Origin of the sequence: Campylobacter sp. RM16190, assembly GCF_012978835.1 — a bacterium.
Taxonomy (GTDB): Bacteria; Campylobacterota; Campylobacteria; order Campylobacterales; family Campylobacteraceae; genus Campylobacter_A.
Genome location: NZ_LIWS01000009.1, coordinates 1 through 25,538, shown reverse-complemented (window position 1 = coordinate 25,538; position 25,538 = coordinate 1). Strand labels below are relative to the sequence as shown.

At 34.9% G+C, this 25,538-nt stretch carries 25 protein-coding genes; 16 read left to right on the top strand and 9 right to left on the bottom strand.

Annotated features, from left to right (window positions below):
• Positions 1-17: 17 nt before the first annotated feature.
• From CDOM16190_RS08865 to CDOM16190_RS08790, 16 genes are all read left to right on the top strand, one after another.
• The gene (locus tag CDOM16190_RS08865) at positions 18-1,598 is read left to right on the top strand and encodes a cyclic peptide export ABC transporter (protein WP_170020231.1); all 1,581 of its coding nucleotides are present in this window, start codon (positions 18-20) and stop codon (positions 1,596-1,598) included.
• A gap of 73 nt (positions 1,599-1,671) precedes the next feature.
• Positions 1,672-2,445, top strand: coding sequence for a HugZ family heme oxygenase (locus CDOM16190_RS08860; RefSeq protein WP_170020229.1), 774 nt, complete (start codon positions 1,672-1,674; stop codon positions 2,443-2,445).
• Positions 2,446-2,694: 249 nt separating this feature from the next.
• Positions 2,695-4,716 carry a TonB-dependent receptor gene (locus tag CDOM16190_RS08855; RefSeq protein ID WP_170020227.1) on the top strand — a complete coding sequence of 674 codons (2,022 nt, stop codon included), beginning with the start codon at positions 2,695-2,697 and terminating at the stop codon, positions 4,714-4,716.
• Positions 4,717-4,950: 234 nt separating this feature from the next.
• Positions 4,951-6,918, top strand: coding sequence for a TonB-dependent receptor (locus CDOM16190_RS08850; protein WP_349644388.1), 1,968 nt, complete (start codon positions 4,951-4,953; stop codon positions 6,916-6,918).
• Between the two features lie 137 nt (positions 6,919-7,055).
• On the top strand, positions 7,056-7,688 hold the full coding sequence (locus CDOM16190_RS08845) for a MotA/TolQ/ExbB proton channel family protein (RefSeq protein WP_170020225.1): 633 nt from the start codon (positions 7,056-7,058) through the stop codon (positions 7,686-7,688).
• Positions 7,669-8,082: an ExbD/TolR family protein gene (locus tag CDOM16190_RS08840; RefSeq protein ID WP_170020223.1), complete on the top strand. Its 414-nt coding sequence runs from the start codon at positions 7,669-7,671 to the stop codon at positions 8,080-8,082. Before CDOM16190_RS08845 ends, CDOM16190_RS08840 begins: the two co-directional genes overlap by 20 nt.
• A 28-nt stretch (positions 8,083-8,110) precedes the next feature.
• On the top strand, positions 8,111-10,096 hold the full coding sequence (locus CDOM16190_RS08835; RefSeq protein WP_170020221.1) for a TonB-dependent receptor: 1,986 nt from the start codon (positions 8,111-8,113) through the stop codon (positions 10,094-10,096).
• Complete coding sequence (locus CDOM16190_RS08830) at positions 10,086-11,069, top strand: FecCD family ABC transporter permease (RefSeq protein WP_169973185.1); 984 nt, start codon at positions 10,086-10,088, stop codon at positions 11,067-11,069. The genes CDOM16190_RS08835 and CDOM16190_RS08830 overlap by 11 nt, the downstream gene beginning before the upstream one ends.
• Complete coding sequence (locus tag CDOM16190_RS08825; RefSeq protein WP_170020219.1) at positions 11,069-11,842, top strand: ABC transporter ATP-binding protein; 774 nt, start codon at positions 11,069-11,071, stop codon at positions 11,840-11,842. Before CDOM16190_RS08830 ends, CDOM16190_RS08825 begins: the two co-directional genes overlap by 1 nt.
• 1 nt (position 11,843) lies before the next feature.
• On the top strand, positions 11,844-12,644 hold the full coding sequence (locus CDOM16190_RS08820) for an ABC transporter substrate-binding protein (RefSeq protein ID WP_170020217.1): 801 nt from the start codon (positions 11,844-11,846) through the stop codon (positions 12,642-12,644).
• Positions 12,645-12,663: 19 nt separating this feature from the next.
• Positions 12,664-13,362, top strand: a complete 699-nt coding sequence (locus CDOM16190_RS08815; RefSeq protein ID WP_170020215.1) for an energy transducer TonB — start codon at positions 12,664-12,666, stop codon at positions 13,360-13,362.
• Between the two features lie 2 nt (positions 13,363-13,364).
• Positions 13,365-14,585: a radical SAM protein gene (locus CDOM16190_RS08810; protein ID WP_170020213.1), complete on the top strand. Its 1,221-nt coding sequence runs from the start codon at positions 13,365-13,367 to the stop codon at positions 14,583-14,585.
• The gene (locus tag CDOM16190_RS08805) at positions 14,582-15,094 is read left to right on the top strand and encodes a flavodoxin family protein (RefSeq protein WP_169973175.1); all 513 of its coding nucleotides are present in this window, start codon (positions 14,582-14,584) and stop codon (positions 15,092-15,094) included. Before CDOM16190_RS08810 ends, CDOM16190_RS08805 begins: the two co-directional genes overlap by 4 nt.
• A 114-nt stretch (positions 15,095-15,208) precedes the next feature.
• Positions 15,209-16,042, top strand: a complete 834-nt coding sequence (galU, locus tag CDOM16190_RS08800) for a UTP--glucose-1-phosphate uridylyltransferase GalU (RefSeq protein WP_170000886.1) — start codon at positions 15,209-15,211, stop codon at positions 16,040-16,042.
• Positions 16,029-17,252, top strand: a complete 1,224-nt coding sequence (locus CDOM16190_RS08795; protein WP_170020211.1) for a glucose-6-phosphate isomerase — start codon at positions 16,029-16,031, stop codon at positions 17,250-17,252. The genes galU and CDOM16190_RS08795 overlap by 14 nt, the downstream gene beginning before the upstream one ends.
• A 182-nt stretch (positions 17,253-17,434) precedes the next feature.
• Positions 17,435-17,866: a Dps family protein gene (locus CDOM16190_RS08790; protein ID WP_170020209.1), complete on the top strand. Its 432-nt coding sequence runs from the start codon at positions 17,435-17,437 to the stop codon at positions 17,864-17,866.
• A 134-nt stretch (positions 17,867-18,000) separates the two neighbouring features.
• Here the strand turns inward: CDOM16190_RS08790 and CDOM16190_RS08785 are convergent, their stop codons facing one another.
• The 9 genes from CDOM16190_RS08785 to CDOM16190_RS08745 form a co-directional block, all read right to left on the bottom strand.
• Complete coding sequence (locus CDOM16190_RS08785; protein ID WP_170020208.1) at positions 18,001-19,158, bottom strand: major outer membrane protein; 1,158 nt, start codon at positions 19,156-19,158, stop codon at positions 18,001-18,003.
• A gap of 192 nt (positions 19,159-19,350) precedes the next feature.
• A complete protein-coding gene (locus CDOM16190_RS08780; protein ID WP_249321612.1) occupies positions 19,351-19,914 on the bottom strand; it encodes a cytochrome c4 in 564 nt (187 codons plus the stop codon).
• An 85-nt stretch (positions 19,915-19,999) separates the two neighbouring features.
• The gene (locus CDOM16190_RS08775) at positions 20,000-21,187 is read right to left on the bottom strand and encodes a major outer membrane protein (protein ID WP_170020206.1); all 1,188 of its coding nucleotides are present in this window, start codon (positions 21,185-21,187) and stop codon (positions 20,000-20,002) included.
• Positions 21,188-21,590: 403 nt separating this feature from the next.
• Positions 21,591-22,049: a hypothetical protein gene (locus CDOM16190_RS08770; protein ID WP_170020204.1), complete on the bottom strand. Its 459-nt coding sequence runs from the start codon at positions 22,047-22,049 to the stop codon at positions 21,591-21,593.
• The gene (locus CDOM16190_RS08765; protein ID WP_170020202.1) at positions 22,036-22,611 is read right to left on the bottom strand and encodes a hydrogenase-4 component G; all 576 of its coding nucleotides are present in this window, start codon (positions 22,609-22,611) and stop codon (positions 22,036-22,038) included. Before CDOM16190_RS08765 ends, CDOM16190_RS08770 begins: the two co-directional genes overlap by 14 nt.
• 50 nt (positions 22,612-22,661) lie before the next feature.
• Positions 22,662-23,900, bottom strand: a complete 1,239-nt coding sequence (locus CDOM16190_RS08760; RefSeq protein WP_170020200.1) for a Zn-dependent hydrolase — start codon at positions 23,898-23,900, stop codon at positions 22,662-22,664.
• Between the two features lie 111 nt (positions 23,901-24,011).
• The gene (locus tag CDOM16190_RS08755; RefSeq protein WP_170020198.1) at positions 24,012-24,359 is read right to left on the bottom strand and encodes a chaperone NapD; all 348 of its coding nucleotides are present in this window, start codon (positions 24,357-24,359) and stop codon (positions 24,012-24,014) included.
• Positions 24,356-25,306, bottom strand: coding sequence for a WD40 repeat domain-containing protein (locus tag CDOM16190_RS08750; RefSeq protein ID WP_170020196.1), 951 nt, complete (start codon positions 25,304-25,306; stop codon positions 24,356-24,358). Before CDOM16190_RS08750 ends, CDOM16190_RS08755 begins: the two co-directional genes overlap by 4 nt.
• Positions 25,303-25,538, bottom strand: a 236-nt coding sequence (locus CDOM16190_RS08745; RefSeq protein ID WP_170020194.1) for a 4Fe-4S binding protein, incomplete at its 5' end; no start/stop codon positions are given. The genes CDOM16190_RS08750 and CDOM16190_RS08745, both read right to left, overlap by 4 nt.

Here is a 25,538-nt window from a genome sequence, read left to right as displayed (position 1 = left end):
AAGGTTAAAAATCGAAAATGAATCCAAAAATTTCCCTTAGTTTTGCTATGAAAATAATCGCAATGATAGTTTTAGGTGCCATATCAAGCGGCTCAAGTATGCTCATACTATTTTTTATAAACAAATACCTTCTTACTCTAACGGAAAAAAACTCTCTTGTTTTAGTCGCTTTCTTCGGGCTGTTAATAGCATTTTTGGCCTCATCTATACTATCTAGAATAGCGCTTTCCACAATAGGCAATAACTTTGTTTTTGATATGCGAATGAAAATAGTAAAGCGCATCCTAGACACTCCAAATCAAAAAATAGCCGCCATAGGCAAGTCAAATTTATTAGCCTCTCTATCAAGCGATATCACAAGCCTTACAAACGGATTTACGAGAATTCCTGATATCATCCAAGGCTGTCTTGTGATATTTTTTGCAAGTTTTTATATAGCCTATCTGTCGTATGAAATTTTTATATTTTTACTAATATGGATGAGCGTTACTATCTTTATCAGCAACACTTCCATGAAAAACATCTACAAATACTACGGACTTCACAGGCAAAACGAAGATACGCTATATAAGGATTATCAAACCAGCATCGAAGGTCATAGAGAGCTAAGTTTAAATTTAGAGCGTTCAAAAAAGCTTTATAACGATAGATTTATACCAAACGCAAAAAATCTTCGTTCAAATATCATAAAAACCGAAATTTTTTCATCGTTTGCCAGCAATTGGATTAGCTCTATGATGCTTGGCGCTATCGGTGTAATTATATATGTCTGCCTTGCTTATGGAGTTACAACCCTGCAAGATGCTATCACTATAGCCATAACAATACTCTTTTTAAGAGCTCCGATTATGATGGTTGTTTCAAGTATTCCTAGTATATTTAAGTCAAAAATAGCCTATGAAAAGCTAAAAAAGCTTGATCTGAGCGAGTATGAAGCCGAATTTAACATGAGTGAAAATTTCCCGCAAACATGGGACAAACTAAGTCTAAAAAACATAAATTTTAAGTATAGTAGTGACGATGAATTTGGACTTAGCGATATAAATTTTGAGATAAATAGAGGCGAAGTTGTATTTCTAGTGGGTAAAAACGGAAGCGGTAAATCGACTCTTTTTATGATACTAGCAGGACTGCTTGAGCCAAATGGCGGCGAGATGTATGTGGATGACGTTCGTATCACAAAAGAGAATTTAAGAGCTTATGCGAACACTATAAGCGCCGTATTTAGCGACTTTTATCTATTTGACGAAGTCTTAAGCGATGATGATAAATTTATAGACGAGCTCCTCAAAAAGATGTTTTTAGATAAAAAAGTAAGCGTAAAAGATGATAAATTCAGCACTCTAAACCTCTCTCAAGGGCAAAGAAAACGCCTTGCCATGGTTGCAGCACTACTTGAAAAACGCAAATTTATCATACTTGACGAGTGGGCTGCCGATCAAGATCCGCAGTTTAGAAAGATGTTTTACAAAGAAATTTTAAACGAACTAAAACAAGACGGCTACACTGTTTTTGCCATCAGTCATGACGATGCTTATTTTGAATGTGCGGACAAAATTTACAGCATAGAAAACGGAAATTTAAGTCAAATAAAATAATTTTTGATTTTAATTATTAATTAAATTCTATTTTGTTACTATTGAGTAATTTTTTAAATTTTAAGGAGTATTAATGAAAGAAAGAGCGATCGAGCATATGAACTCAGATCACATGGAAACCGTTATTGCATTTTGCAAGAAATTCGGTTCTTTTAAAGAGGTAAGCAACGTAAAACTAACCGACATGAACGAAGACGGACTTATCATCACATGTGATCAGGGCGAGGTTTTTGCACCGTTTTTAAACAAGGTAGTTAACGGAAACTACAAAGATGAGATAATGGCTCTATATAGAAGCATCGACGTAGGCAACGGACTTGAAAAGATCCAAAAAGGCGTGGTAGAGCTTATCGACTCTCTTAAAACGGTTATCGTTTCAAGCGTGCATAGCGATATGCAGTGCGTTGGCTCATACACACCATTTGTAAGAGTTGGCGAAGATATATACATCTGCCTAAGTTCAGTAGCCGAGCACTACCACTCGATAAAGGCAAACCCTGATAAAATTTCTTTGCTTTTCATAGAAGATGAAAGCTCTGCAAAAACGATATTTGCAAGAAACCGCTTAAGCATAAAAGGTGAAGCTAAATTTGTAGAAGACGAAGCACTTAGAAACGAAATTTTTGATAAACTTGCAGAGAAAAATCCAAAAGAATCAGCTATAAAACAGCTTAGAAATATGTCTGACTTTTATATAATTAAAGTTGAGTTAAAAGACGGCAGATATGTAAAAGGGTTTGGTGCGGCATACAACTCAAAAGGACTTAAACTAAGCCAAGCCGCGGGAGAGAGTAATCCTCACAGAAAAAATCCGCACGGCCACAATCCTCACCAAAAACAACACTAAAATATTTTTTAACAAGATAATAAAGTCGTCAAATTTTGACGACTTGCTCAACATTAAATTTCATATAAAAATTAAATTTTAAAAACTATACAGCCCAAAAAACAATCTATTTTTATTTATATAATATTGATTTTAATTATCGCTTAAGTAATAAAGTTATATTATTTTACCCAATAAACCAACAGAAATATAAAATTTGTATCAAAAAATCAAAATATATAAATCTAAATTACAATAAAGGAGTTAGAAATGACCAAGGGTTCAAAGGTTGGCAAAATAGCCATAATCGTATCTTTAGCTGCAGCTATGAATTTATACGCTACAGAAGATAAAACTGCAAAGCTTGAAAAAACAATAGTAACATCAACAGGCTTTGAAACACAATTAAAAGACGAGGTAAAAAACGCTTACATCATAACTTCAGAAGAGATTAAAGATAGAGGCTATAAAAGCGTCTCCGAGGTGCTTGAAAAGGCTCCGGGAGTTTATATATCAAACGCTGGTGTGTTTGGCGATGAAGAGATAGATATGAGAGGTCAAGGCGCATATGCTAGAACTAACGTTAAAACTTTAATAAATGGTGTAAGTCTAAACGTCCTAAAAGCGGGACATGGAACGATAGCTACACCATTAAATTTAATAGCAGTTGAAGACATAGAAAAGATTGAAATCATACCAGGAGGCGGAGCGGTATTATACGGAGGTGGAACTGCAGGTGGTGTTATAAATATAATCACAAAGAAAAAACCTAGAGATTTTTATGCGAATTTATCATCTAAAATCGCTTCATATAACTATAAAGACGCAGTCATCGGCATAGGCGGACTAGCAAATGAGGATTTGTTTTTAAAATTTAGCGCAAAAGGATTTGATTCAAAGGGCTATAAAAGAGGTGAAGAGACAAGTGGATACTATTTAAATGGAGGCATAAACTATCAGATAAGCGATAAGCAAAGTATCGCCATAGCTCCTAGCTTTTACTCTCAAAAATACAAAAATCAAAGTAATGCTCTTACAAAAAAACAAGTTGATCAAGATAGACGACAGTCGAATAGACCCGAAGATCCTCAAATATATAAAAAATTTGACATTACTCTTGATTACTCTTTAAAGCTTAGCGATAATTATGAAATCAACTTTATGCCTTACTATCTATATACAAAATTTAAGCAAGAAAGTAAAGCAGAGAAAGTATTTTCGGACAAAAAAATCGGTGCAAATTTAAAAAATAGATTCACATACGACAAGGGAGAGTTGATCTTCGGATATAACTACGAAGATATCTACGATAAATTATCGCAAAAAGATGAGCTGGGTAAGGAAATTCACTCTGTATATTTCTTTGAAAAGCATAATTTTACAGATCTGCTATCTTTTAACTTTGGAGGAAGATACGAAAGAGCCTCTTATGATGTAAAAAGACCTGCTAGTCCAATACATAAGAGACCTGCATTTAATAGCAGCAAAAATACAAACTCTCACGCATTTGAGATAACTCCGAATTTTAAATACTCGGACACCGGCAATATATATTTGAAATTTGAAAAAGGCTTTGTGTCTCCATCCCCTCAAGAGCTAGTTGACAACATTAAGGTTGGTCCAAAGCAGTATGAGTATTTCTTTAACGATTTAAATCCGGAAACATTTTATGCCTATGAAATCGGCTTTAAGGATATGATTTTTGATCAATTCTTGAGTGCTGCCATATTTTATACCGATACCAAAGATATGATATTTGCAAAGTGGACTGAGCCTCACGGCAATCCTATGAATCCAAACGTCAACTGGGAGAGAAAATACATAAATCTTGATAAGGCTAAAAGATATGGATTTGAAATTTATGCAGAACAATATCTTTTAGATAACAAGTTAAAACTCACCGAGTCATTTAGTCATGTAAATGCAAAAGCTACATTTGAGAGAGAAGATACCAAAACCAAGAAGACGAAAACGGTAAAAATGGAGCTTCCTCATGTTGCGAAACAAAAATTTATATTAGGAGTTGATTATTCACCTATTAAAAATCTCAATTTATACGCTGACTTAAAATATTATTCAAAAATTTTAAATAGCGAAAACGAAAAAATGGACTCAAAAACTCTAGTCGATATTTCTGCTAAATATAATTTTACAAAGAATCTTTCAGTTGTTGGCGGTATAAAAAACTTATTTGATAAAAAATATTTCTCATACTATTCAAGCTCGGGGAAAGGAACTTACTACCCTGCTCCGGAGCGAAATTACTACGTAGAGTTTAAATATAACTACTAACAAATTTAGGCGAGTAAAACGGCTCGCCTAAACTCTCTTTATAAAATAATTAAAATATTGATTTTAATTATCTATTAATAAATTTGATGATACAATTTTTTCCGTAAATTTTACAAAAAATTTAAGACAAGAAAACCGCAACTATAAAGCGTGTATTTAACATATCTTGCGCGGTATTAAATATATAAAAATAAGAGCAGATAAAACCAGTTCAAAATAGACAAGGAGAGAAAGGTGTTTAAAAAAATCACAACCATTAGTATTATCGCGGTAGCCGCTCTTTACGGCTCTGATGCAAATACAAGACTTGATAAGACGGTTATCACGGCTACTGGCTTTGAGAGTCCTTTAAAGGATGAGGTAAGAAACGTATCGATAATAACCTCCCAAGAGATAGAAAACAGAGGCTATAAAAATTTAAAAGAAATTTTAGAAAAAGCTCCCGGAGTTAGCTTCAACGGCAAAACTGTAGATCTTAGAGGTCAAGGAAGCAAAGCAAACACATCTGTTAAGGTGCTTTTAAACGGTGTTGCGATGAATATGATAGATACTACCCCTACGACTATACCTATAGATCTCGTTCCAATAGAAGATATCGAACAAATCGAAATCATACCGGGCGGTGGAGCCGTGCTATACGGAAGCGGAACCAGCGGAGGAGTTATCAATATTATAACAAAACAAAAAGCCGTAAAACCATACGCAAACATATCTACCAAAATAGCCTCATATTCATATAAAGATCTAAATTTAGGCGTTGGCGGGAATGTAACGCAAGATCTATTTTTAAAAGCTACCGCCAAGGCGTTTGATGAAAAGGGCTATAGATATGACGAGAAAAACAAAGGTCACTACGCCTCTTTTGGATTAAATTACAAAATTTCAGATAACCAAAGCATAGTTTTTAACCCAAGCTATTTTAAGGCTAAAACTTACGGAGTGCCGACTTTATCTGCCGAAGAGATGGCTATAAACAGACGACAAGCGGGCGGGGAATCAACCCTAACCACAAGCAAGAGACTAAATTTTGACGCAGACTATGCGATTAGATTTAATGATAAATTCGATATGCACATCATGCCTTATTATCAAGACGTGAAAATTCTTCAAGACGGTTTTCATATGAAAGATAAAAAAACCGGAGCAAACGTAAAAACAAGATATAACTACGGTAGCGGCGAACTTATAACAGGCTATGATTACTTAAATAATGAAGGCTACAGGATGATAAACGTCAATGTTAAAACGCCTATGTTTTCAAGAAATCAACTGACCATATTTGATATGCAAAAGCAAACCCACTCTTTATATCTGCTTGAGAAACATAACTTCACCGACATCTTTTCTCTAAGTGCAGGAGCGAGGTTTGAAAGAGCAGATTATGATGTAATAAGAGATGTTAGCGTAGCTATGAGTAGGGGCGGAAGAACTATAAATACAAAAGACTACTTAAAAGTAGGAGACTATAAAAACAACTACGCCTATGAGATAACGCCGAATTTTAAATATTCAGATAGCGGAAGTGTTTATTTTAAATTTGAGCGCGGATATATATCTCCGGGACCAAATCAACTTATAGATAAGCTTGGACCAAACGGACCTTATGTCTTAAACAGTCTTAAATCAGAAACATATCATGGGTATGAGCTTGGACTTAAAGATCTTGTATTTGGAAATTTCTTTAGCGCGACTCTTTTTTTAACGGATACTAAAGATGAAATTTTAACAGTTTCTCTTGGAAGAAACGTTAGCGACGGATGGAATTTTAAAAATATAGACAAAACTAGAAGATATGGAACCGAAATTTATTCAGAGCAAGAATTTGGAAAATTTAAGCTAAAAGAGAGCTTTTCGTATGTAAATGCAAAGATTAAAACAGGCAAAAATTCAGGACGCAAAGTACCTTTAGTGGAAAGAAGCAAATTTGTAATAGGGGCTGAGTATGAGCCTATTAAAAACTTAAATTTTTCAACCGACTTTAAATATCTATCAAGCTCTCTTGATGCAAACTATGACAAGATAGACAGCAGGAAAATTGTTGACGTGGGTTTAAGCTATAAATTTACAAAGGGAATTTTAGTGTCTGCGGGTATAAAAAATTTATTTAATGAAAAATATAATTATACTCAAAGCAAACAAAACAACTCTTACGACCCTGCTCCTGAGCGAAATTACTACGTAGAATTTAAATACAACTACTAACAAATTTAAGCGAGCTTGCCTTGCTCGCTTAAATTTTACTATATATCTATAACATATTGATTTTAATTATCGCTTAATTAAAATAATGCTACAATCATCACTTGGATTTAATAAGCACATAATAAAAGAGGAAGCGCATGTATGAATATTTACAAACAGGCGGCATATTTATGTGGCCTATATTTTTCTTATGTATTTTAGCGGTTGCAGTATTACTTGAAAAGGCTTTTTATTTTACATTTATTGAAATAGACGCTACAAGCTCATTTAAAATGAAGCTTGGCAACCTCATACTAGAAGGTGATACGGATAAAATAAGAGAATTTTGTAAAAAATACAAAAACTCTCTAGCAAAAACAACTATTTTTGTTCTTGACAATACAGAGAATTTAAACTCCATAAACAAAACACAAATTGAATATACTATAGAAGAAGCTATTACTGTAGAGCTTGCGAATTTAGAAAGAAGAAGCTGGATATTAGGACTTTGTGCAAGCGCAAGCCCTCAGCTTGGACTACTAGGAACGGTTGTGGGCATGATAAAGGCCTTTGAAGGACTTAGCTCAAGCGTAAATGCTCCACTTGTGGCCATAGGCATATCAGAAGCGCTTTATACCACTGCAGCGGGACTTATAGTAGGAATTCCTTCGCTAATCTTTCATCTAATGATAAATAAAAAGATTGATTTTATACTAAATGATTTAAACAGACTCATAAGCCTATTTGGCAGATGCTGTGAAAGGAAGTGCTGTGAAGTTTGTCCGTCGTAGCAGGCACAAAAGCGCCAGCATTTCGATGCTAAATTTGATTGACGTCATATTTGTCTTGCTTTTGTTTTTTATGGTAACGACTACTTTTAACAAATTTGCACATATAGATATAGCGCTTCCTGAAACTAAATCGAATTTAGAGGACAATGAAAACGATGTAGTCCAATTATTTTATCTAATAGACGGCGGCTTAATACTAAAGATAAACGAAACCGAAAAAACATTAAATAGCGAAATTTTAAAAGATGAAATTTCAAATTTAAGCCCTGCTCATAAAAAAAATATAACCCTAAATGCAGATGAGGCCATAAACTATGGAAAAGTAGTTGATGTGATATCGGTTTTAAAAGATGCAAATGTACAAAATGTTGAATTGAACATCAAGAAAAAATAACATAACCAAAAAAAGGAGAAAATAAAAAATGTTTAGAAAGATAGCGTGTATTAGCATTGCTGCAGCAGTAAGTCTATTTGCAGCAGAGGCTCCAACAAAGCTTGACAAGACAGTCATCACAGCCACAGGATTTGAAAGTCCTCTAAAAGATGAAGTTAAAAATGTCTATATCATCACATCAGAAGAGATAGAAAGTCGCGGATATAAAGATGTAGAAGAGATATTAGAAAAAGCTCCTGGAGTAAATTTTATAAACTCTGGCTTTGGAAAAACGATTGATTTAAGAGGCCAAGGAAATAAGGCAAATACATCGGTTAAAGTTTTACTAAACGGCATGGCTTTAAACATGCTTGATAGCTCGCACGCTTTCGTTCCTATAAATTTCTTAGCTATTGAAGATATCGAACAAATCGAGATCATACCTGGCGGCGGTGCTGTTTTATACGGTAACGGAACAAGCGGTGGCGTAGTAAACATAATAACAAAACAAAAACCTAGAGATTTTTATGCAAACGTCTCAACCAAGCTAGCTTCATACTCTTATAAAGATCTAAATTTAGGCTTAGGCGGAATGGCTAACGAAAATTTATTCCTAAAAGGAAATTTTAAAGCACTTGATGAAAAAGGCTATAGAGATGGCGACAAACAAAGAGGATTTTACGCAAGTCTTGGTATAAATTACCAAATTTCAGACAATCAAACACTAGCGATTAATCCGAGTTATTATAAAACTAAAGTAGATACTACAGAATCTATTACTAAAGATAAACTGGAAAAAAACAGAAGACAAGCTGGCACACCTGCAGAGCAATTAACTCATAAAAAAATAGATATTAGTGCTGAGTATGCCATAGCGCTTAGCGATAAATTTAAGTTAAATTTAATGCCTTACTATCAAGAGATAAGCATGCGAGGAGCTACGAGCGATTTTACAGATAAAAAAACAGGAGTAAATTTAAAAAGTAGATATGATTACGGAAGCGGTGAATTTATAGCAGGCTACGACTATCTTCAAAACAAAGGCATAAGAGAGCGTGATAGAAAATTTATGGGTGGACACAGCTACACTCTTGTAGATCTTAAAAAGCAAACACATACGCTTTATGCATTCGAAAAGCACAACTTTACAGACGCTTTTTCACTAACAGGCGGATATAGATTTGAAAAGGCAATCTATGATATCAACAGATACGCAAAAACAACAATGCCTGCAATGCCTCCTAGATTTCCTATGCCTATGACAATAATTGATAGTATAGATACTGATAAAAATATGAACAACCACGCATTTGAGATAACTCCTAGTTTTAAATACTCAGATACAGGTAATGTCTACCTTAAATTTGAACGCGGATATATCTCACCATCGCCTACTCAACTAACAGATAAAGTAAGTGTTGGGGGAGCACCGGAATACAAACTAAATGATCTAAAATCTGAAATTTTCCATACTTACGAGCTTGGATTAAGAGATCTTATCTTAGGTCAATACTTTAGTGCCACAGCTTTTGTCACAACCACAAAAGACGAGATCGTAAACGAGATGTTAGGAGGACACTCAACATCTTGGAGATTTTATAATATAGATGAGACAAGACGCTCAGGATTTGAACTTTACTCAGAACAAAACTTATTTGACAGTCTAAAACTAAGCCAAACATTTTCATACATAGATGCCAAAATCAAAAAAGGTAAAAAAGCCGGCAAGAGAGTTCCTTATGTATCAAAAAGCAAATTTGTATTTGGTATAAACTATGAACCAATTAAAAATTTCAACATCTTAACAGATATTAAATACTACTCAAGCCAATTTAATAGTGCTTATGAGACAATAGATGCTAAAACAGTAGTTGATTTTGGATTAAAATATAAATTCAAAAACGGCTTTTCGGTTGCAGGCGGAGTCAAAAATCTATTTAATGAAAAATACAATGACTTCCAAAGCGAAGCGGCCAACGCATACGTTCCAGCAGCAGAAAGAAACTACTACGTAGAGTTTAAGTATGCTTACTAAAAACAAGATGAGTATCCTTTTTGGGATACTCACTATTATTCTTTGCATCATATCGCTAAGCATAGGCGGAGCTGATATAAGCTACAATGATATTACAAATTTAATCCTTGGTAAAGAGATAGACGAGATCAAGCAGGCTATCTTGCTAGAGCTTAGGCTTCCTAGACTTGTTATGGCGATTTTAATAGGTATGTTACTAGCAAGCTCGGGTGTCGTGGTCCAAAGCGTGTTTTTAAACCCGCTTGCAGATCCGTATATCATAGGAATAGCTGCAAGTGCGACATTTGGAGCTGTTATAGCATATCTTTTAAAACTACCAGACATATACTATGGAGTATTTGCATTTTTTAGCTCGGCGGTGCTATCTTTAGTAATATTTAAGCTATCAAAACGAGGAAAATCAATAGCCACACTTCTTATAATAGGCATAGCATTTTCATCATTTTTAGGCGCTTTTACATCATTTGCTACATATTTAATAGGCGAAGATAGCTTTAGAATCGTAGCTTGGATGATGGGGCATCTTAGCGGAGCGACATGGGAAAGAATTGCATATATAGTAGCTCCTCTTGCTCTTTCAATGACATATTTTTACATGAAAAGATTTGAGCTAAATGTCATTTTAAGTGGAGATGAAGAGGCTCAAAGCCTTGGCGTGGACGTAGAAAAAACTAAAAAATACTTGCTTATCGTCTCATCCTTAGCCGTTGGTTTTTCAGTCGCATTTACAGGGATGATAGGCTTTGTGGGGCTAATCATACCGCACACTCTAAGGATGATATTAAGAACTTCAAGCAACGTAGTATTAATTCCTGTTTCAGCCTTTGCTGGCGGATTTTTTCTGCTGGCTTGCGATACCATAGGTAAAAGCGTGCTAAATCCGGTCGAAATTCCAATCGGAGTTGTAACTGCATTTTTTGGAGCACCGTTCTTTTTGTTTTTAGCTATTAAATCAAGGCAAGGTATAGTTTAATGAGTGTAGTTGTTGAAAATTTAAATTTTACCTATGGGACAAAAGAGATATTAAAAGACATAAGCCTAAATGCAAAAAATGGCGAATTTATAGGCATTTTAGGGCCAAACGGATGCGGTAAATCAACTCTTTTAAAAAATATCCTAAGAGTGCTAGCTCCAAAAAGCGGAATAGTAAAAATAATCGACAAACCGCTTAAAGACTACTCTTTAAAAGAGCTTGCCAAAACACTTGGCTTTGTGCCTCAAAAATCGGTTCTATCTATGCCTCTTTTAGTTGAAGATATCTTACTTATGGGAAGATTTTCTCATCTTAAAAGCCAATTTTCAGGATACAGCAAAGAAGATAGACAAAAAGTCAATCAGATTATGGAGCTGCTTGACATCTCTCATTTTGCAAAGCGTATCGCACACTCTCTTAGTGGAGGAGAATTTCAGCGTGTTTTACTTGCGCGTGCACTTGTAAGTGAGCCAAAAATTTTACTCTTAGATGAGCCTACATCGGCACTTGATCTAAACTACGCCATAGAGATTATGAAAATCTGCACTAAGCTTACCAAAGAGCTAAACTTACTCTCCATAATGGTTTTACACGATCTAAATTTGGCATCTTTGTTTTGTAATGAAGTTTTGATGCTAAAAGATGGGAAAGTGAAATATAAAGGTAGTCCAAAAGAGCTTTACACAAAAGAAATTTTAAAAGAAATTTATGGACTAAACTGCGATGTTATCGAATATAAAGACAATCCATTTGTGATTGCATTAAAGGATTAATATGAAAAAACTGTTTTTAATTTTAGCGATATTGGCAAGTTTTTTAAATGCCAAAAAGTTGGTCGTCCTTGACCCTGCAGTAGTTGAGATCATATATATGCTTGAGGCAGAAGATCAAATAGCGGCTATTTCAACTCTTTCTATGTCAAAAATTTGGCCTGAAGAAAAGACTTCAAAGCTAAAAAGCGTAGGCACGTACACAAAGCCAAATTTAGAAAAGATAGTCGAACTAAAACCTGATCTTGTAATAGTTAGCTTTCACTCGGTAGATGTGCAAGATAGTCTTAAAAAATTTAATCTTCCTACGCTTACTCTAAAAGCCGATAGCGTCGATGGAATCTATAGTAATATTGAAGAGATAGGCAAAATAACCGGCAAAGAGGAAAAAGCGAAAGAGGTAATAAACAATATAAAAGCTAAATTTAAAAGCTTTGAAGATCCAAGATTAAAAGGCAAAAAAGTCGTATCATTTTTCTCTTCAACTCCTATTACCACTTTTAGCTCATCGACCCTACCAGGAGATATGCTAAAAAAACTAGGATTAGTAAATATAGCTGACGGATTAGAGGGCGCAACACCTGTGGTTTCGCCTGAGTTTATACTATCTTCAAATCCTGATTTTATAGTAATCATAGGCGGAATGGGAAATGGAAACGATATCTTAAAGACGAGTCCTGCGCTTTCAAAGACAAACGCAGCCAAAAATAATAAGATCATAACAGTTCCATCATCACTTCTACTTCGTGGAACTCCTCGCATAGGAGATGGAGTGGAGCATCTTTATAATTTATTGACAAAGTAAAACAAAGGGGCTAAAATTTATGCGCTACTTTATTATTTCTTTGATTATAAATATAGCAATACTATTTATACCGCTTCAATCAGATGAAATTCTCTCAAAAAAGATAGAGGAGCAGGTTCAAACAAAGGTTGTATTAAATTTTGTCAAAGAGGTAAAAGAGGAGCCAAAAGAGCCTACTCCGCCTATTGTGCCTGAACCCATTATAGAAGAACCTATAAAGGAGCCTGAGGTAGAAGAGGTAAAAATAGAACCCGAAATAGTAAAGGTAGAAAAGCCAAAGGAGATTAAAAAACCTAAGCCAAAAAAAGTCGTGAAAACCCATAAGAAAATTCCTGTGCAAGAAACTGTAGTAGAAGTGCCAAAGGTAGAGCCTATAGAAGTCGCTGCCGTAAAAGAAGTTACAGCTCCTACGGTAGAAAAAAAAGAAGTCATTAACAAAGAGGGATTTTGCAAGGAAAATGTAGGATTTAAGATTTTAAAAGAGTCCAGGGCGGATTATCCTAAAAAAGCTTTAATGCTTAGACTTAAAGAGACATTTTACGTGGAAGTTGATTTTAAGATAATAAATGATGAGATAAAAGTTGTCGCCGTTAGAGGAAAAAATAAAATTTTTAACGATGAGGCGGAAAGACTTACAAAAGATATGCAGATAAAGGTTCTAAAAGAACTTAGCCACTGCGTGATAACAAAACCTTATGAGTTTAAGATAAAGGATTAAGTATGTTTAAAGAACGTATAAAGGGACATCATACTGGAGGAGGCGGAAGCAAGCCTGTTCCGGCAACAGAGGAAGAGCTTTTTGAATTTTTACAAGGCACTCCTGAGCGTAAAGACGGTATTATATATTTTCATATACCGTTTTGCGATAATATCTGTTCGTTTTGCTCGATGAATAGAAGCAAACTTGAAGGAGAGCTTGATACTTATACTGAATTTTTACTAAGCGAAATTGAAAAATTCGGCAAATTTCCATATATGAAAGCCAAAAATATAGAATCTGTATATTTTGGCGGCGGAACTCCTACGGTGCTAAAGGAGAAGCATTTAGATCCGATAATAAACGCAATACATAAGAATTTTAAAATTTCTCCTACTTGCGAATTTAGCCTTGAAAGCACGTTGCACAACCTAAGTCCAAAGAAGCTCAAACTACTTGATAGTCTTGGAGTAAATCGCTTTAGTATTGGAGTTCAAACCTTTTCAGATGATGGCAGAAAGCTTCTAAATAGAGTATTTGACAAAGAAGAGGCACTTAAGAGACTAAAACAAATAAGAGATAATTTTGATAAATTCGTCTGCATAGATATTATATACAACTACCCTGGTGAAACCGTAGAAGAGGTGCTTGAAGACGCAAGAATAGTAAAAGAGCTCAAAATAGACAGCGTTAGTTTTTACTCATTAATGTTTAGTCAAGGATCTGTTCTATCTAAAGAAATTTCGCCTGACTACTACAGCCTTGAAACTGACAAAGAGCTTCATCACGCTTTTGCAAATTCTCTTCTTGATAGCGGAGATTACGAAGTTTTAGAACACACAAAGATTAATAGAAAAAACAGAGATGAGTATAAATATATTCGTCTTGGACACAAAGGAGAAGATACTCTTCCTATAGGATTTGGAGCAGGCGGCAGGCTTGGCAATTACTCGATGTTTGCGATGAATAAAGAGCGTAAAATGATCACAAAGACAAATGAAACGCAAAGAAATTTCGGAAAATTTATGAGTCTTTTCCAATATCCAAATGTAAAATTTAGCGATATGAGTCAATATATAAAGCCTACTACTCTTGAAGAGATCAAAGATTTTCTAAAACTTTGCGAAAAACACGACTATATGAAAGTTAACGATCATGGTGCAACCTTAAATATTGAAGGAGTATTTTGGGGAAATACTATGGCGGCTGAAATATCAAAAATAGCAAGAAAGGATTTTGAATGAAAAAAGTTGTAGTTTATAGCTCACTAACTGGAAATACGCGCAAAGTGGGCGAAGCCATAGCAGAAGAGATCGGATGTAAGGCGGTTAGCTTTGAAGATGAGTGCGTTAAGGATTTGGGCGAATTTGACTTCGTAGCGGTTGGCTTTTATGTAGATAAGGGCGGTCCTGACGCCCATTTTAAACGCTACATAAAAGAAAAGATTAAAAATAAAAATGTAGGTCTTTTTATAACTCTTGGAGCCGAGCCTGAAGGCGAGCACGGAGTAAAGATGCTTGAAGTCGGTAGAGAAATTTTAGAGCAAAACGGCAATAAAATTTTGCGCGAATTTATCTGCCAAGGTGCGATCGATCCAAAACTTATCGAGCAGATGCGCGAAATGGCTGCAAAAGCAGGAGATAAAGCGCTTCATCCTATCACGCCTGAGCGCGAAGCAAGATGGGCTGCTGCTGCAAGCCATCCGGATGAAACCGATATAGCTAACGCAAAAGCTGCATTTAAGGGGGTTTAATCCCTCTCCCCCACCTTCTTTGTTTGTAAAATTTAGCAAACTACACTCAAATTTAGCTATCTTAATTTCGCATTTAGTAAGCCTTGGTTAAAATATCTTTAAAAAAGGAAATTTATGATACAAACTTGCCTTTTCCCGGCTGCGGGATACGGTACTAGATTTTTACCTGCGACCAAATCCTTGCCAAAAGAGATGCTTCCGATACTTACAAAACCGCTTATTCACTATGGAGTGGACGAGGCGCTAGAAGCAGGTATGAAAAATATGGCGTTTATCACAGGTCGTGGCAAGCGAGCGCTGGAGGATTATTTTGACATCAGCTACGAGCTTGAACACCAAATTTCAGGCACAAATAAAGAGTATTTGCTAACCGAAATTCGCGATCTGATGGCAAAATGCACATTTTCATTTACTCGCCAAGAGAGCATGCGAGGGCTTGGAAATGCGATACATACAGGCAAAACTCTTATCAGAGACGAGCCTTTTGGCGTTGTTTTGGCTGATGATCTTTGTATCAACGAGCAAGGTGTAGGAGTTCTTACTCAGATGGTAAGGATATATGAGAAGTATCGCTGCTCTATCGTAGCCGTCATGGAAATACCAAGAGATAAAGTAAGCAACTACGGTATCGTAAGTGGCAGATACATAGAAGATGACCTTATAATGGTTGATGACATGGTGGAAAAACCAAGCGTCGAAGAGGCACCTACAAATTTAGCCATCATCGGAAGATATATACTAACACCTGATATATTTTCAATTTTGGAGCAAACAAAGCCCGGCAAAAACGGAGAAGTTCAAATAACTGATGCGCTAAAAGAGCAGGCTAAAAACGGCATGGTGCTGGCATATAAATTTAAAGGCAGACGCTTTGACTGCGGAAGTGTTGCAGGATTTGTAGAGGCCACAAATTTCTTTTACGAGCTTCATAAAGATGGTAAAAAATAATCTTTTCTTTGAAAAAACACCTATATCGGCTATAAAATCGTATGCGAAACGTATGAATGAGGAGTTTGAAAGTGGCGATATAGGGTATTATCATCTTCCTGAACTAGGAGGCGATATATTGACCTCTATAAACAAGCTTGAAAATAAATTTAAAGATATAAAAAATATAGTTTTAGTAGGCATAGGAGGGAGCTCTCTTGGAGTTAAGGCTCTAAAATGCCTTCTCAAGTCAAGAAAAAAGCCCGATAGCAAAGAGCTATATTTTTTAGATAACGTTGATCCATTTAGCTTTGAAAAGCTACTTGATAAACTAAAATTTAACGATACTCTATTTATCATAAGCTCAAAATCAGGCACCACGATAGAGACTATTACTCTTTTTAAATGTATTCTTGACTGCTTTAAACCTAGCAATTTAAACAAAAATTTTCTCATTATCACAGACCCTGGCTCTCCACTTGAATTTTATGCAAAAGAAAACAATATATCATTATTTAATATTCCTAAAAACGTAGGTGGTAGATTTAGTGTATTAAGTGCGATTGGACTTGTGCCTTTGACGCTTTGTGGATATGATACTAAAGCTCTTCTTAACGGGGCAATTGAATGCAAAAAGCAGTTTTTACAAGAAAACGATAATACTTTAATGTATAAAGCATATCATTATGCAACACATAAAAATGCAAAAATAAATGTAATTTTTAGCTACTCTGATAGATTTTTGGAATTTAATGATTGGTATGTTCAGCTATGGGCTGAGAGCCTTGGAAAAAAAGAAGGTTTTAAAAGATATGGACTGACACCTGTCGGGCTAATTGGCTCAAGAGATCAGCATAGCTTTTTGCAACTAATAATGGATGGAATAAAAGATAAAACCGTGACTTTTATAAAAATTTTAGATCATGACTCGACAATTACTACACCAAATATAAATTTAAACAACCTTGAAGCCTGTAATTTTGCAAATGACCTTAGCCTATCAGACTTAATAAATGCACAATGCGATGCTACCACGCACGCTCTCATTCAAGAGGGAATAAGTGTAGATCTAATAAGCATAGATAGGCTTGATGAGTGGCATGCAGGCTATCTCATATATTATTACGAGCTTTTAACATCTGCTACAGGGATAATGCTAGGAATTAACACATACGATCAACCCGGAGTAGAAGTAGGAAAAAGAATTTTAAAAACTATGCTTCAAAAATAATTTTTAAAATTTCATACTAAGATTTCTTAACAAATATTATATTAAATGTCTATTGATTAACAAATAAGCTGTATAATTTAATTAACTATATACTAAATAATAATTTTTATTATTTAGAAATAATTTTTATTTAAGATTTCTTTGCTATAATTTCACTATAAAAATTAAATAAAGGAGACAATATGTCAAATGTAATTCAACAACTAAACCAAATTCAGGCTGACGCTCATGCGTTATTTATCAAATTTCATGACTATCACTGGAATGTTAAAGGTATTCAATTTTTTAGCATTCACGAATACACAGAAAAAGCTTATAACGAATTAGCGGAACTTTTCGATGAAGTAGCAGAAAGAGCTATCCAACTAGGCGGAAAAGCTATAACAAAACCTGAAGAGTTAAACAAACTATCTCATATCAAGCCTGCAGGCAAAGACAGCTATACTCCGATAGAAGTTCTAAAGGGAATTTTAGCAGAGTATGAGCACCTTCTGGCTGAATTAAAAAAGCTTGCAGAAGTTGCAGAAGGCGATAGCACTACTGTAGCTATAGCTGAAGACAATATAGCAAAATACGAAAAAGCCATATGGATGCTTAACGCAACACTTGCGTAATTTTTCTCCGATAGGGCGGAAGCTTTCGCTCTATCATTTTTAATCTTACTACTACTTGTTTAAAATTTTTATATTTTATTTGTGTGTATTAGAAATTTATTCTGAGCGAAAAATCGCCCAGAATATTAGAATCATTAGAATGAGTATTTAGCCTCAAATCTAAAGGCATCACTTTTTGTTTTACTTGAATCAACTTTAGCTTTTGCATGTGAATACCAGCTCTCAAATACTAGCTTAGAACTATAGTCATATGAGAATCTTCCCACATACTCTTCCATTTTTGTTTTTTTATCGGCATCGTCTTTTATGTCACCTTTGATATACTCAGCAGCTATACCAAAATCACCAAATCCATAGCCGGCAGTAGCAAACCAGAAATTACCTCTTCCTTCAAGATCGGTATAATCAAAAGTCTGCTCTCCGTAACTTATAAATGAACCTTGATCTTCAAGTGTTGAGAAACCTTTTGCTTTATCTTTAACTTTCCAGCCTATATATCCCAATGAAAGATCTACGCCAAAAATACTTGCAGCTGCCTCTGTCGCATAAAAGTTTGTATCTTTATACAAGGCTGATACTTTATCATCTACATCAACATTTCCATATTGAGCTTGAAGACCCAAATTGACATCATCGCTAATATCAAAGCCAAATGAAACATCGGCAGCTATAGCATTCGCAACATCAACAAGCATTGCATACCATAGTTGGAAATTTACAGGATCGTAAGAACCTATAGCAGCTACACCATAAAGGTTGTTGCTAAAAGCAACTTGTGGTATAGCAGAGTCTGTTTCACCGCTATATTCAAGTGCATCGAATGCTATAGCCGCAAGTGTTAGACCTTTAATGTCTGTGTTTATGACTTTAATACCGGTTCCAGCCTCGTCATCTGTAAAGTATGAACCGATTATCTGCTTACCAAGAGTTACTGTTGTGTTATCTCTTTTATAGCCAAGGTAGAATTCATTAACTCTAAAAGTATCGGTTGTGTCTGTCCTGTCTCCGTTTGTTGATCCAGAACCATCAGTAGTGCTATATCTCAAACCCAAAACGCCAAAGAAGTTATCATCAAGTGCTGCCTTGAAAGTTGTAAGCATTTTAAATTGATGTCCGGCATCAGTCTCTTTATCTCCTACTGCAGGAGTAGTTTTTTCATTAGTGTATCTATATCTTGCAAATCCCGAAAGATCTACATTTTTAATAGCATCTTCAAGCGGAGTTGCACTTGCAACGCTTGAGAAAGCACCTAAAGCAACCAAAGCTGCCAAGCTAATCTTTGTTAATTTCATTTAAACTCCTTTAAAATTTAAAATATGACACATATTATCATAAAAATTCATTTTAATAACTTAAATTTGATAAAAAAATTTAAAAAAATTACCAATCATTTACTAAAAACAGGTATTTTAAAATAACATTTATTTTATATGGTATTAATACCATATAAAATATTAACATTAAATGTATAATTTTAAAAGAATTTATCTTAAATAGCTACCTTGGTTAGGAGTAGTTGCGACATCTGTATTTTCATCTTGGCTATGCTTATATTTTAAAGCATCAACACCTTTTAAAAATACAATAATATCTCCAAGTTCATTATATGTAGTTGTTGCGGCAATAGACTTCATTATATCCCTAGTGCTACCACCGTAAGAAGGATCGTTTAGATAACCAGAAAACGCAACTTCTATATCATCAGCAGATAGTTTTGTAAGTTTTTCAGATCCGTAAGAGGCTCTTTTTTCTCCGTTCTCTCCGTGACATCTAGCACAATTTTTAGTATATAATTCCTTTCCCTTTTCTAGACTATATTTTTTATTGCTATCGATACCTATATTTAAAAACCTACCGCTCCTATCTTGCTCTTTAGATTTTTCATAAACATTTATACTTATATTTTCATCTTTGGAATATTTTTCAACAAGAGCTTTTAGCTCTTTCGCAAATTCGCCTTTAGCTTCAAATATATAGCTTGGCTCATCTGCATTCAGGCCAAAAATAGAAATAAAACATGCCAAAAATGAAATTTTATACCAATTCATTAAAACCCTTTGTTTTAAATTTAAAAATCCCAAGCAAGAAATTCTTACTTGGGATTATATCATATTTTAAAATATAGACTCTAAATTAGAAATTCCATCTAGTTTCAAATCTAATTCTATCTCTCTTGCTTGTTAGGTTATTTTTTTCTTCTTTAGCTGCCGCATAGAATCCTGAGAATACAAGTTTTTTGCTATATCTGTAAGCACCGCCGGCATTCCACTCTTTTCTGTCAGCATCTTTACCAAATCCTTTGGCGTGACTAAAGCCTTCGCCATCAATATAGTTCGCATACAAAGAAACTTTATCCATCTTATATCCTAGTCCTAAGAACCAATATTTGTTTTCATCTTGGATATTGTTGTAGTATTGCTTACCGCTGTTCATTACAGAATTTAGAAGTTTTGCAGGATTGATTAATTTACCATTATCCTCTATTGTTACGAAAGATACTTTATTGGCATCATCTGATTCAAAGTTTATATAACCTAAATTTACATTAAATCCAAAAAAGTTAGCATCGCCTTTTAATGCATAGAATTTACCATCAGAATATGTGTTATCTTTTGCTGAATTTTGTACATACTGTCCTTGGAATCCTATTTTTGCGGCTCCTAAATCAAATTTTAAGCCAGCATCTGCAGCATATAGATTAGCTATATTTTCAAGACCAGCCCACCATAGTTTAAAGCTAAATGGATCGTAGTTTCCCATTGCTGCCAAACCATAAACGTTTGGAACTTCAGGAAGTGTATTTTTTAGGTTACCGTCAAAGTCTCCACCTGTCTCAATCGCATCAAATGCAACAGCAGCAAGTGTTAAACCTTGTATATCAGAATTCATAATTTTTATACCTGTGCCAGCCAAGTCGTCTGTAAAGTATGTTCCCATTACTTGTTTGCCGGCTGTTACAGTAGTATTGCCAACCTTATATCCAAGATAGAACTCTTGAACTCCAAAAGTGCTTTCCGTATCTGTTATATCGGCAGTATTAGCATATCCTGAGCTACTGTCGTCAGAACCGTATCTTAAGCTTAAAACACCGAAGAAGTTATCGTCAAGTGCGGCTTTAAAAGAGAATATAGATTTAAACTGATGTCTTCCGTTATCATCTTTTTTGCCGTTATTGTCTGTTAAATCGTTTGTATATCTATATCTTGCATATCCTGAAAGATCTACATTTTTAATAGCATCTTCAAGTGGAGTTGCACTTGCAACGCTTGAGAAAGCACCTAAAGCAACCAAAGCCGCTAAACTAATTTTAGTCAATTTCATTTAAACCCCTTTGAATTAAAATTGTTTATAGTGGCAATATTAACATAAATGAAATGCAAAATAACTTAAACTATTTTATAAAAAAGTTGTTAATTAAGTTTTGTATTATAATGTGTATTTAATCCCTAAAATAGGCTTATGTAAAGCATTTTATTACAAAATAAAATATTAATTTTTGATAATTAATTTTATAATAATGAGTTTTGAAGACTTTTTTCTTAAAAAAACAACCTAAAAAATGGTCTAAATTTACAAAAAAATTTAAAATTTTAAAAAATAAAAACAAAAAAATTACAAAAAGTAACTGAGAATAATAAAAAAGGGAGCTTTGTCTTGCCCCCTTAAAAGGAGTTCTAACTTTGATTGCTTGAAAGAATTATAAATTACTTCGGTAAATCAATGGCTAATCAAATCTGATTTGCTCTGATTTAGGCACTTCAGTTATCTTTTTCTTGTTATAACGCTTTAGTATAGGTTTTTTTAACCCTATAGAATCCAATTTTTTATATTTAGTTTCTGCTTTTACATACTCTTTTTGTAGAAGAAGCATCTTTTTTATCCTATTGTCTATAATAATTGTATAAACAAGATCTCCGTAAGAGAACTCATGACTATCGCCACAAAATACACCGCTTTCAAGCTTATTATTTGAGGTATCAATACTATTTATAGTATAGCACCAGCCTGATTCGGAATATACAAGATCGCTTATGAAGCCCTTTATCATCCGCTCTTTGGTCAAAATAGGATTTTGCTTTTCTGTTTGTTTTGGCGGAATAGTTTTTGTAAAAGAAAAAAACTGTGTGCATCCTCCAAAAAATACAGGTAAAATCAGAATCGATACAAGGCTAAGCCTGGACATTAAGTACATTGCCGCCCAATTTGGCAATCTGCTGATCTATAGCAGCCAAAGTTTTTTGGATGGTTTGCTGAGAAATTTCAGGAAGTTTATCTCCCCACATACGCTCAGCTTCTTTAAAACCATTTAATACACCATCTTTTCCGGCTTGAAGCTTTTCAAGATCTCCTCCGGAGCCATTTATCACAAAATCAGCTATTCTGTTTGCTGTATTTGTGATACCAAAAAATCCATTCTCACTCACAAGATCGCTAGCTTCATTTTGCGATAAAGAAGATATATCCTTACCAAAATAACCGATAGACTTATAGTCGATATTTTTTAAGATATTCTCTAGTCTTTGAGGGCTTTTTGCTACTTCATTGAAAAAGCCAAAATCCACTGCTGACTGTATACTGAAATTTAAGCCACTCTGTTCAAAAGCCTTATTCTGAAAATCAGAAAAATAGCTATTTGTAATCTGTATAGCACTTAAATTTGAAACCGAATCCCTAAATTTAGATGTATTTTCGTTTTGATTAAAGCCATAAAAACTGAAATTATTTGATACGGAATTTATTTGCATAACTTCTCCTTATTCTATGTTTTATTACTATATTTAATATATTTTTTAATTTATTCAGCCTCTTTTAAGATCACGCTTTTTAAAAGATTTAGCCCATTTTCTATATCGTCCCAACTAGAAAATTCTGCAGGATTATGGCTGATTCCGTCTTTTGAAGGGATAAATATCATCGCGGTAGGACAAATTTCAGCCATATGCATAGCGTCATGTCCTGCTCCGCTTGGCATTATCTCATAGCTTAAATTTAACCCCTTAGCCTCTGAAGCTATCAAATTTATAAGCCTCTCGTCAAGCTTGCATGGAGTATCAAAACCGAGTTGCTTTATCTCGCATTTTACGCCTCGTTTCTCTTCTATTTTGTTTATATGCGAGATTATCTGAGCGTAGGCATCTTCACGGGTTTGCAAATTTATACCCCTTAGATCAATAAGCAGCGTCGTCTCTCCCGGCACTACGTTCATCACGCCCGGTTTTACGGAGCAATTACCCGTAGTTGCCACTACGCTATTTTGAGAATTATCTTTTGCTATCTTTTCAACTGCTAGTATTATCTCAGCCGCCGCACAAAGTGCGTCATTTCGGTATTTCATAGCAGTAGTTCCTGAGTGCTGAGGCTGCCCGATAACTCGCACGCTAAATCTATGAGGCGCAGCGATTGCGCTTACTACGCCGATTTGAATTTTTTCATTATCAAGAAGCGGTCCTTGCTCGATATGAATTTCAAAAAAGCTTTTGTAGTTAGGTTCTAAATTTTTAGCCTCTTCGATCCTTTTTATATCTATTCCAAATTCGCTAAAAATTTCGCCTATTTCACGTCCCGTAAAGTCTTTGACATCCTTTAGATTCTCATATCCTAGCTTACCGCACATTACCTTACTGCCAAGAGTCGCGATATTAAACCTGCTTGACTCCTCACACTCAAACACGATTAACTCAAGAGAGTGTTTTGTTTTGATATTTTCATCATTTAGCGAGCGGATTACTTCAAGTCCGCCAAGCACGCCTAAAATTCCGTCAAACTGTCCGCCGTTTATAACCGTATCAAGGTGGGACCCAAAGGCAATTGCAGGTAAATTCGGCTCGCTTCCTTCGCGCCTTGCAAAGATATTGCCTATCGCATCCACTCTTACGCTAAGACCTGCTTCCTGACAGCGCTTTATAAACAGTTCGCGCGCGGTTTTATCCTGAGAAGTGTAAGCAAGTCGGCTCATTCCGTCGCCGAAACTATAATCGTTTATAGAATTAATCTCTATAAAAAGATCTTTTAATCTACTCAAATTCACGGCCATTATAAGCTCCTAAAATTTTATTTTCTAATATTTTATATAGTTTGCGTTGAATTTGAGGTTAGATTTTTTGATTTTAGTAGAGATTTGAATAAAAAGAAGGTTAAATTTAAGCTATTTAACCTTATGGTGAACGCTACCGCTATAAACTATATCACGAGCTTGCATATCATCGTTTGTAAGCACTTCGCTGAGTTTGCCGCTCTCTTTTAGCCTCTGTAAATCGCCCTCCAAGTCCTCTTGATAGCTATACACCATCGCAACTCCGGCAACTCCGTTTATACGCTCCATAGCCTTAAAAGTCTCAAGCTCGTCTTCAAAATTATCTACGCTTATAAGCGCTACTATCTTTGCGTTTTCATAAGCAATAATTTCACACTGGCTCATTTTACGAAGCGAATTTAAGATATCGTCTATCAAATTTTCATCTTTTACATGTACTATCACACTTGAAATATTCATCTAAATCTCCAAAATTTTACTTTTTTCTCGTAAGCAACACTTATAAGAGAACTATCATCTAAAAAATGTATGCCACTTATCGTGCTTTGCATAGTTTTTAGCCTTGCTAAAATTCTCTTACTGTTTACTTCAAATACGTCTATATCGCTTAAATCATCACTCATAAATGCTCCAAGCTTGCCGTCATCGCTAAGACCTACCGCATAGACTAAAAAATTTGACCTCATCATGCCGATACTACCGCCGCTATAAACTCCTGCATGTCTATCCACTCCGCCTGTAACGATAGCACCGTTTTTATACTCTATATCATACATATTATCTTTATGAAAGCCAAGCTCGTTTAGCACTTTGCGCTCTTTAGCGTCAAATATATAAACTATCCCGCTCTCACACCCCACGGCGATCTTGCTTCTATCTTCGCTAAGTTCAAAGTCAGATAGCGACGCTATGGAAAATTTTTTGCTAAAGTCGATGTTGCCCGTTTCTAAATTTAAAAAATAAATTTCATTACTAAGTGAGCCGATAATAGCTGTCTTTGGATCTAAAAATAGAGCCTTTTTGATTGATTCGTTATTTAAATTTATAGTTTTAGTCTCTACTCTTTTACCGTCAATCATCTCATAAACGTGCAAAAGTCTTTTGCCATAACTCGTCTCGCTTAGCACCATCAGCACACCGTTAAGCTCATCTATGCTAAATACTTTTGCAAACTCATCATCGGTAAAATGCGTCTTTATCTTTGGTAAAACTATAGGCTCTAAAAACTCCTCGCTTTTCATATCATAGATATTTACCTGACCGCTGTCGGTACCAAGATAAAGTTTGTCGTTTATTAGCGAGGAACTTATAACGTTAGAATGCGCTTCTATGATCTTGTAAGGCTCTTTGATATCAAGAGAAAAAGCCAAATTTAAAAGCGCTAAAAAAGCGAGTAGAATTTTCATAAAGCCTCCATTTTGATAGAATTTTTAAAACACACCTCAAGACACTGCGCACATCCCGTGCAGCGTTCATTTATAACAGGGCGAAAAACGCCAAAAAAGTCAATCGCTCTAAATTTGCATACATCTTGGCAATTATAACAAATCGTATCGTTCCACGCTAAGCAAGAAGACACATCTATGCTTACTTTTGCCTCTATTTTGGCTGGGAATTTTAGACTTAAAACCTCTTTGC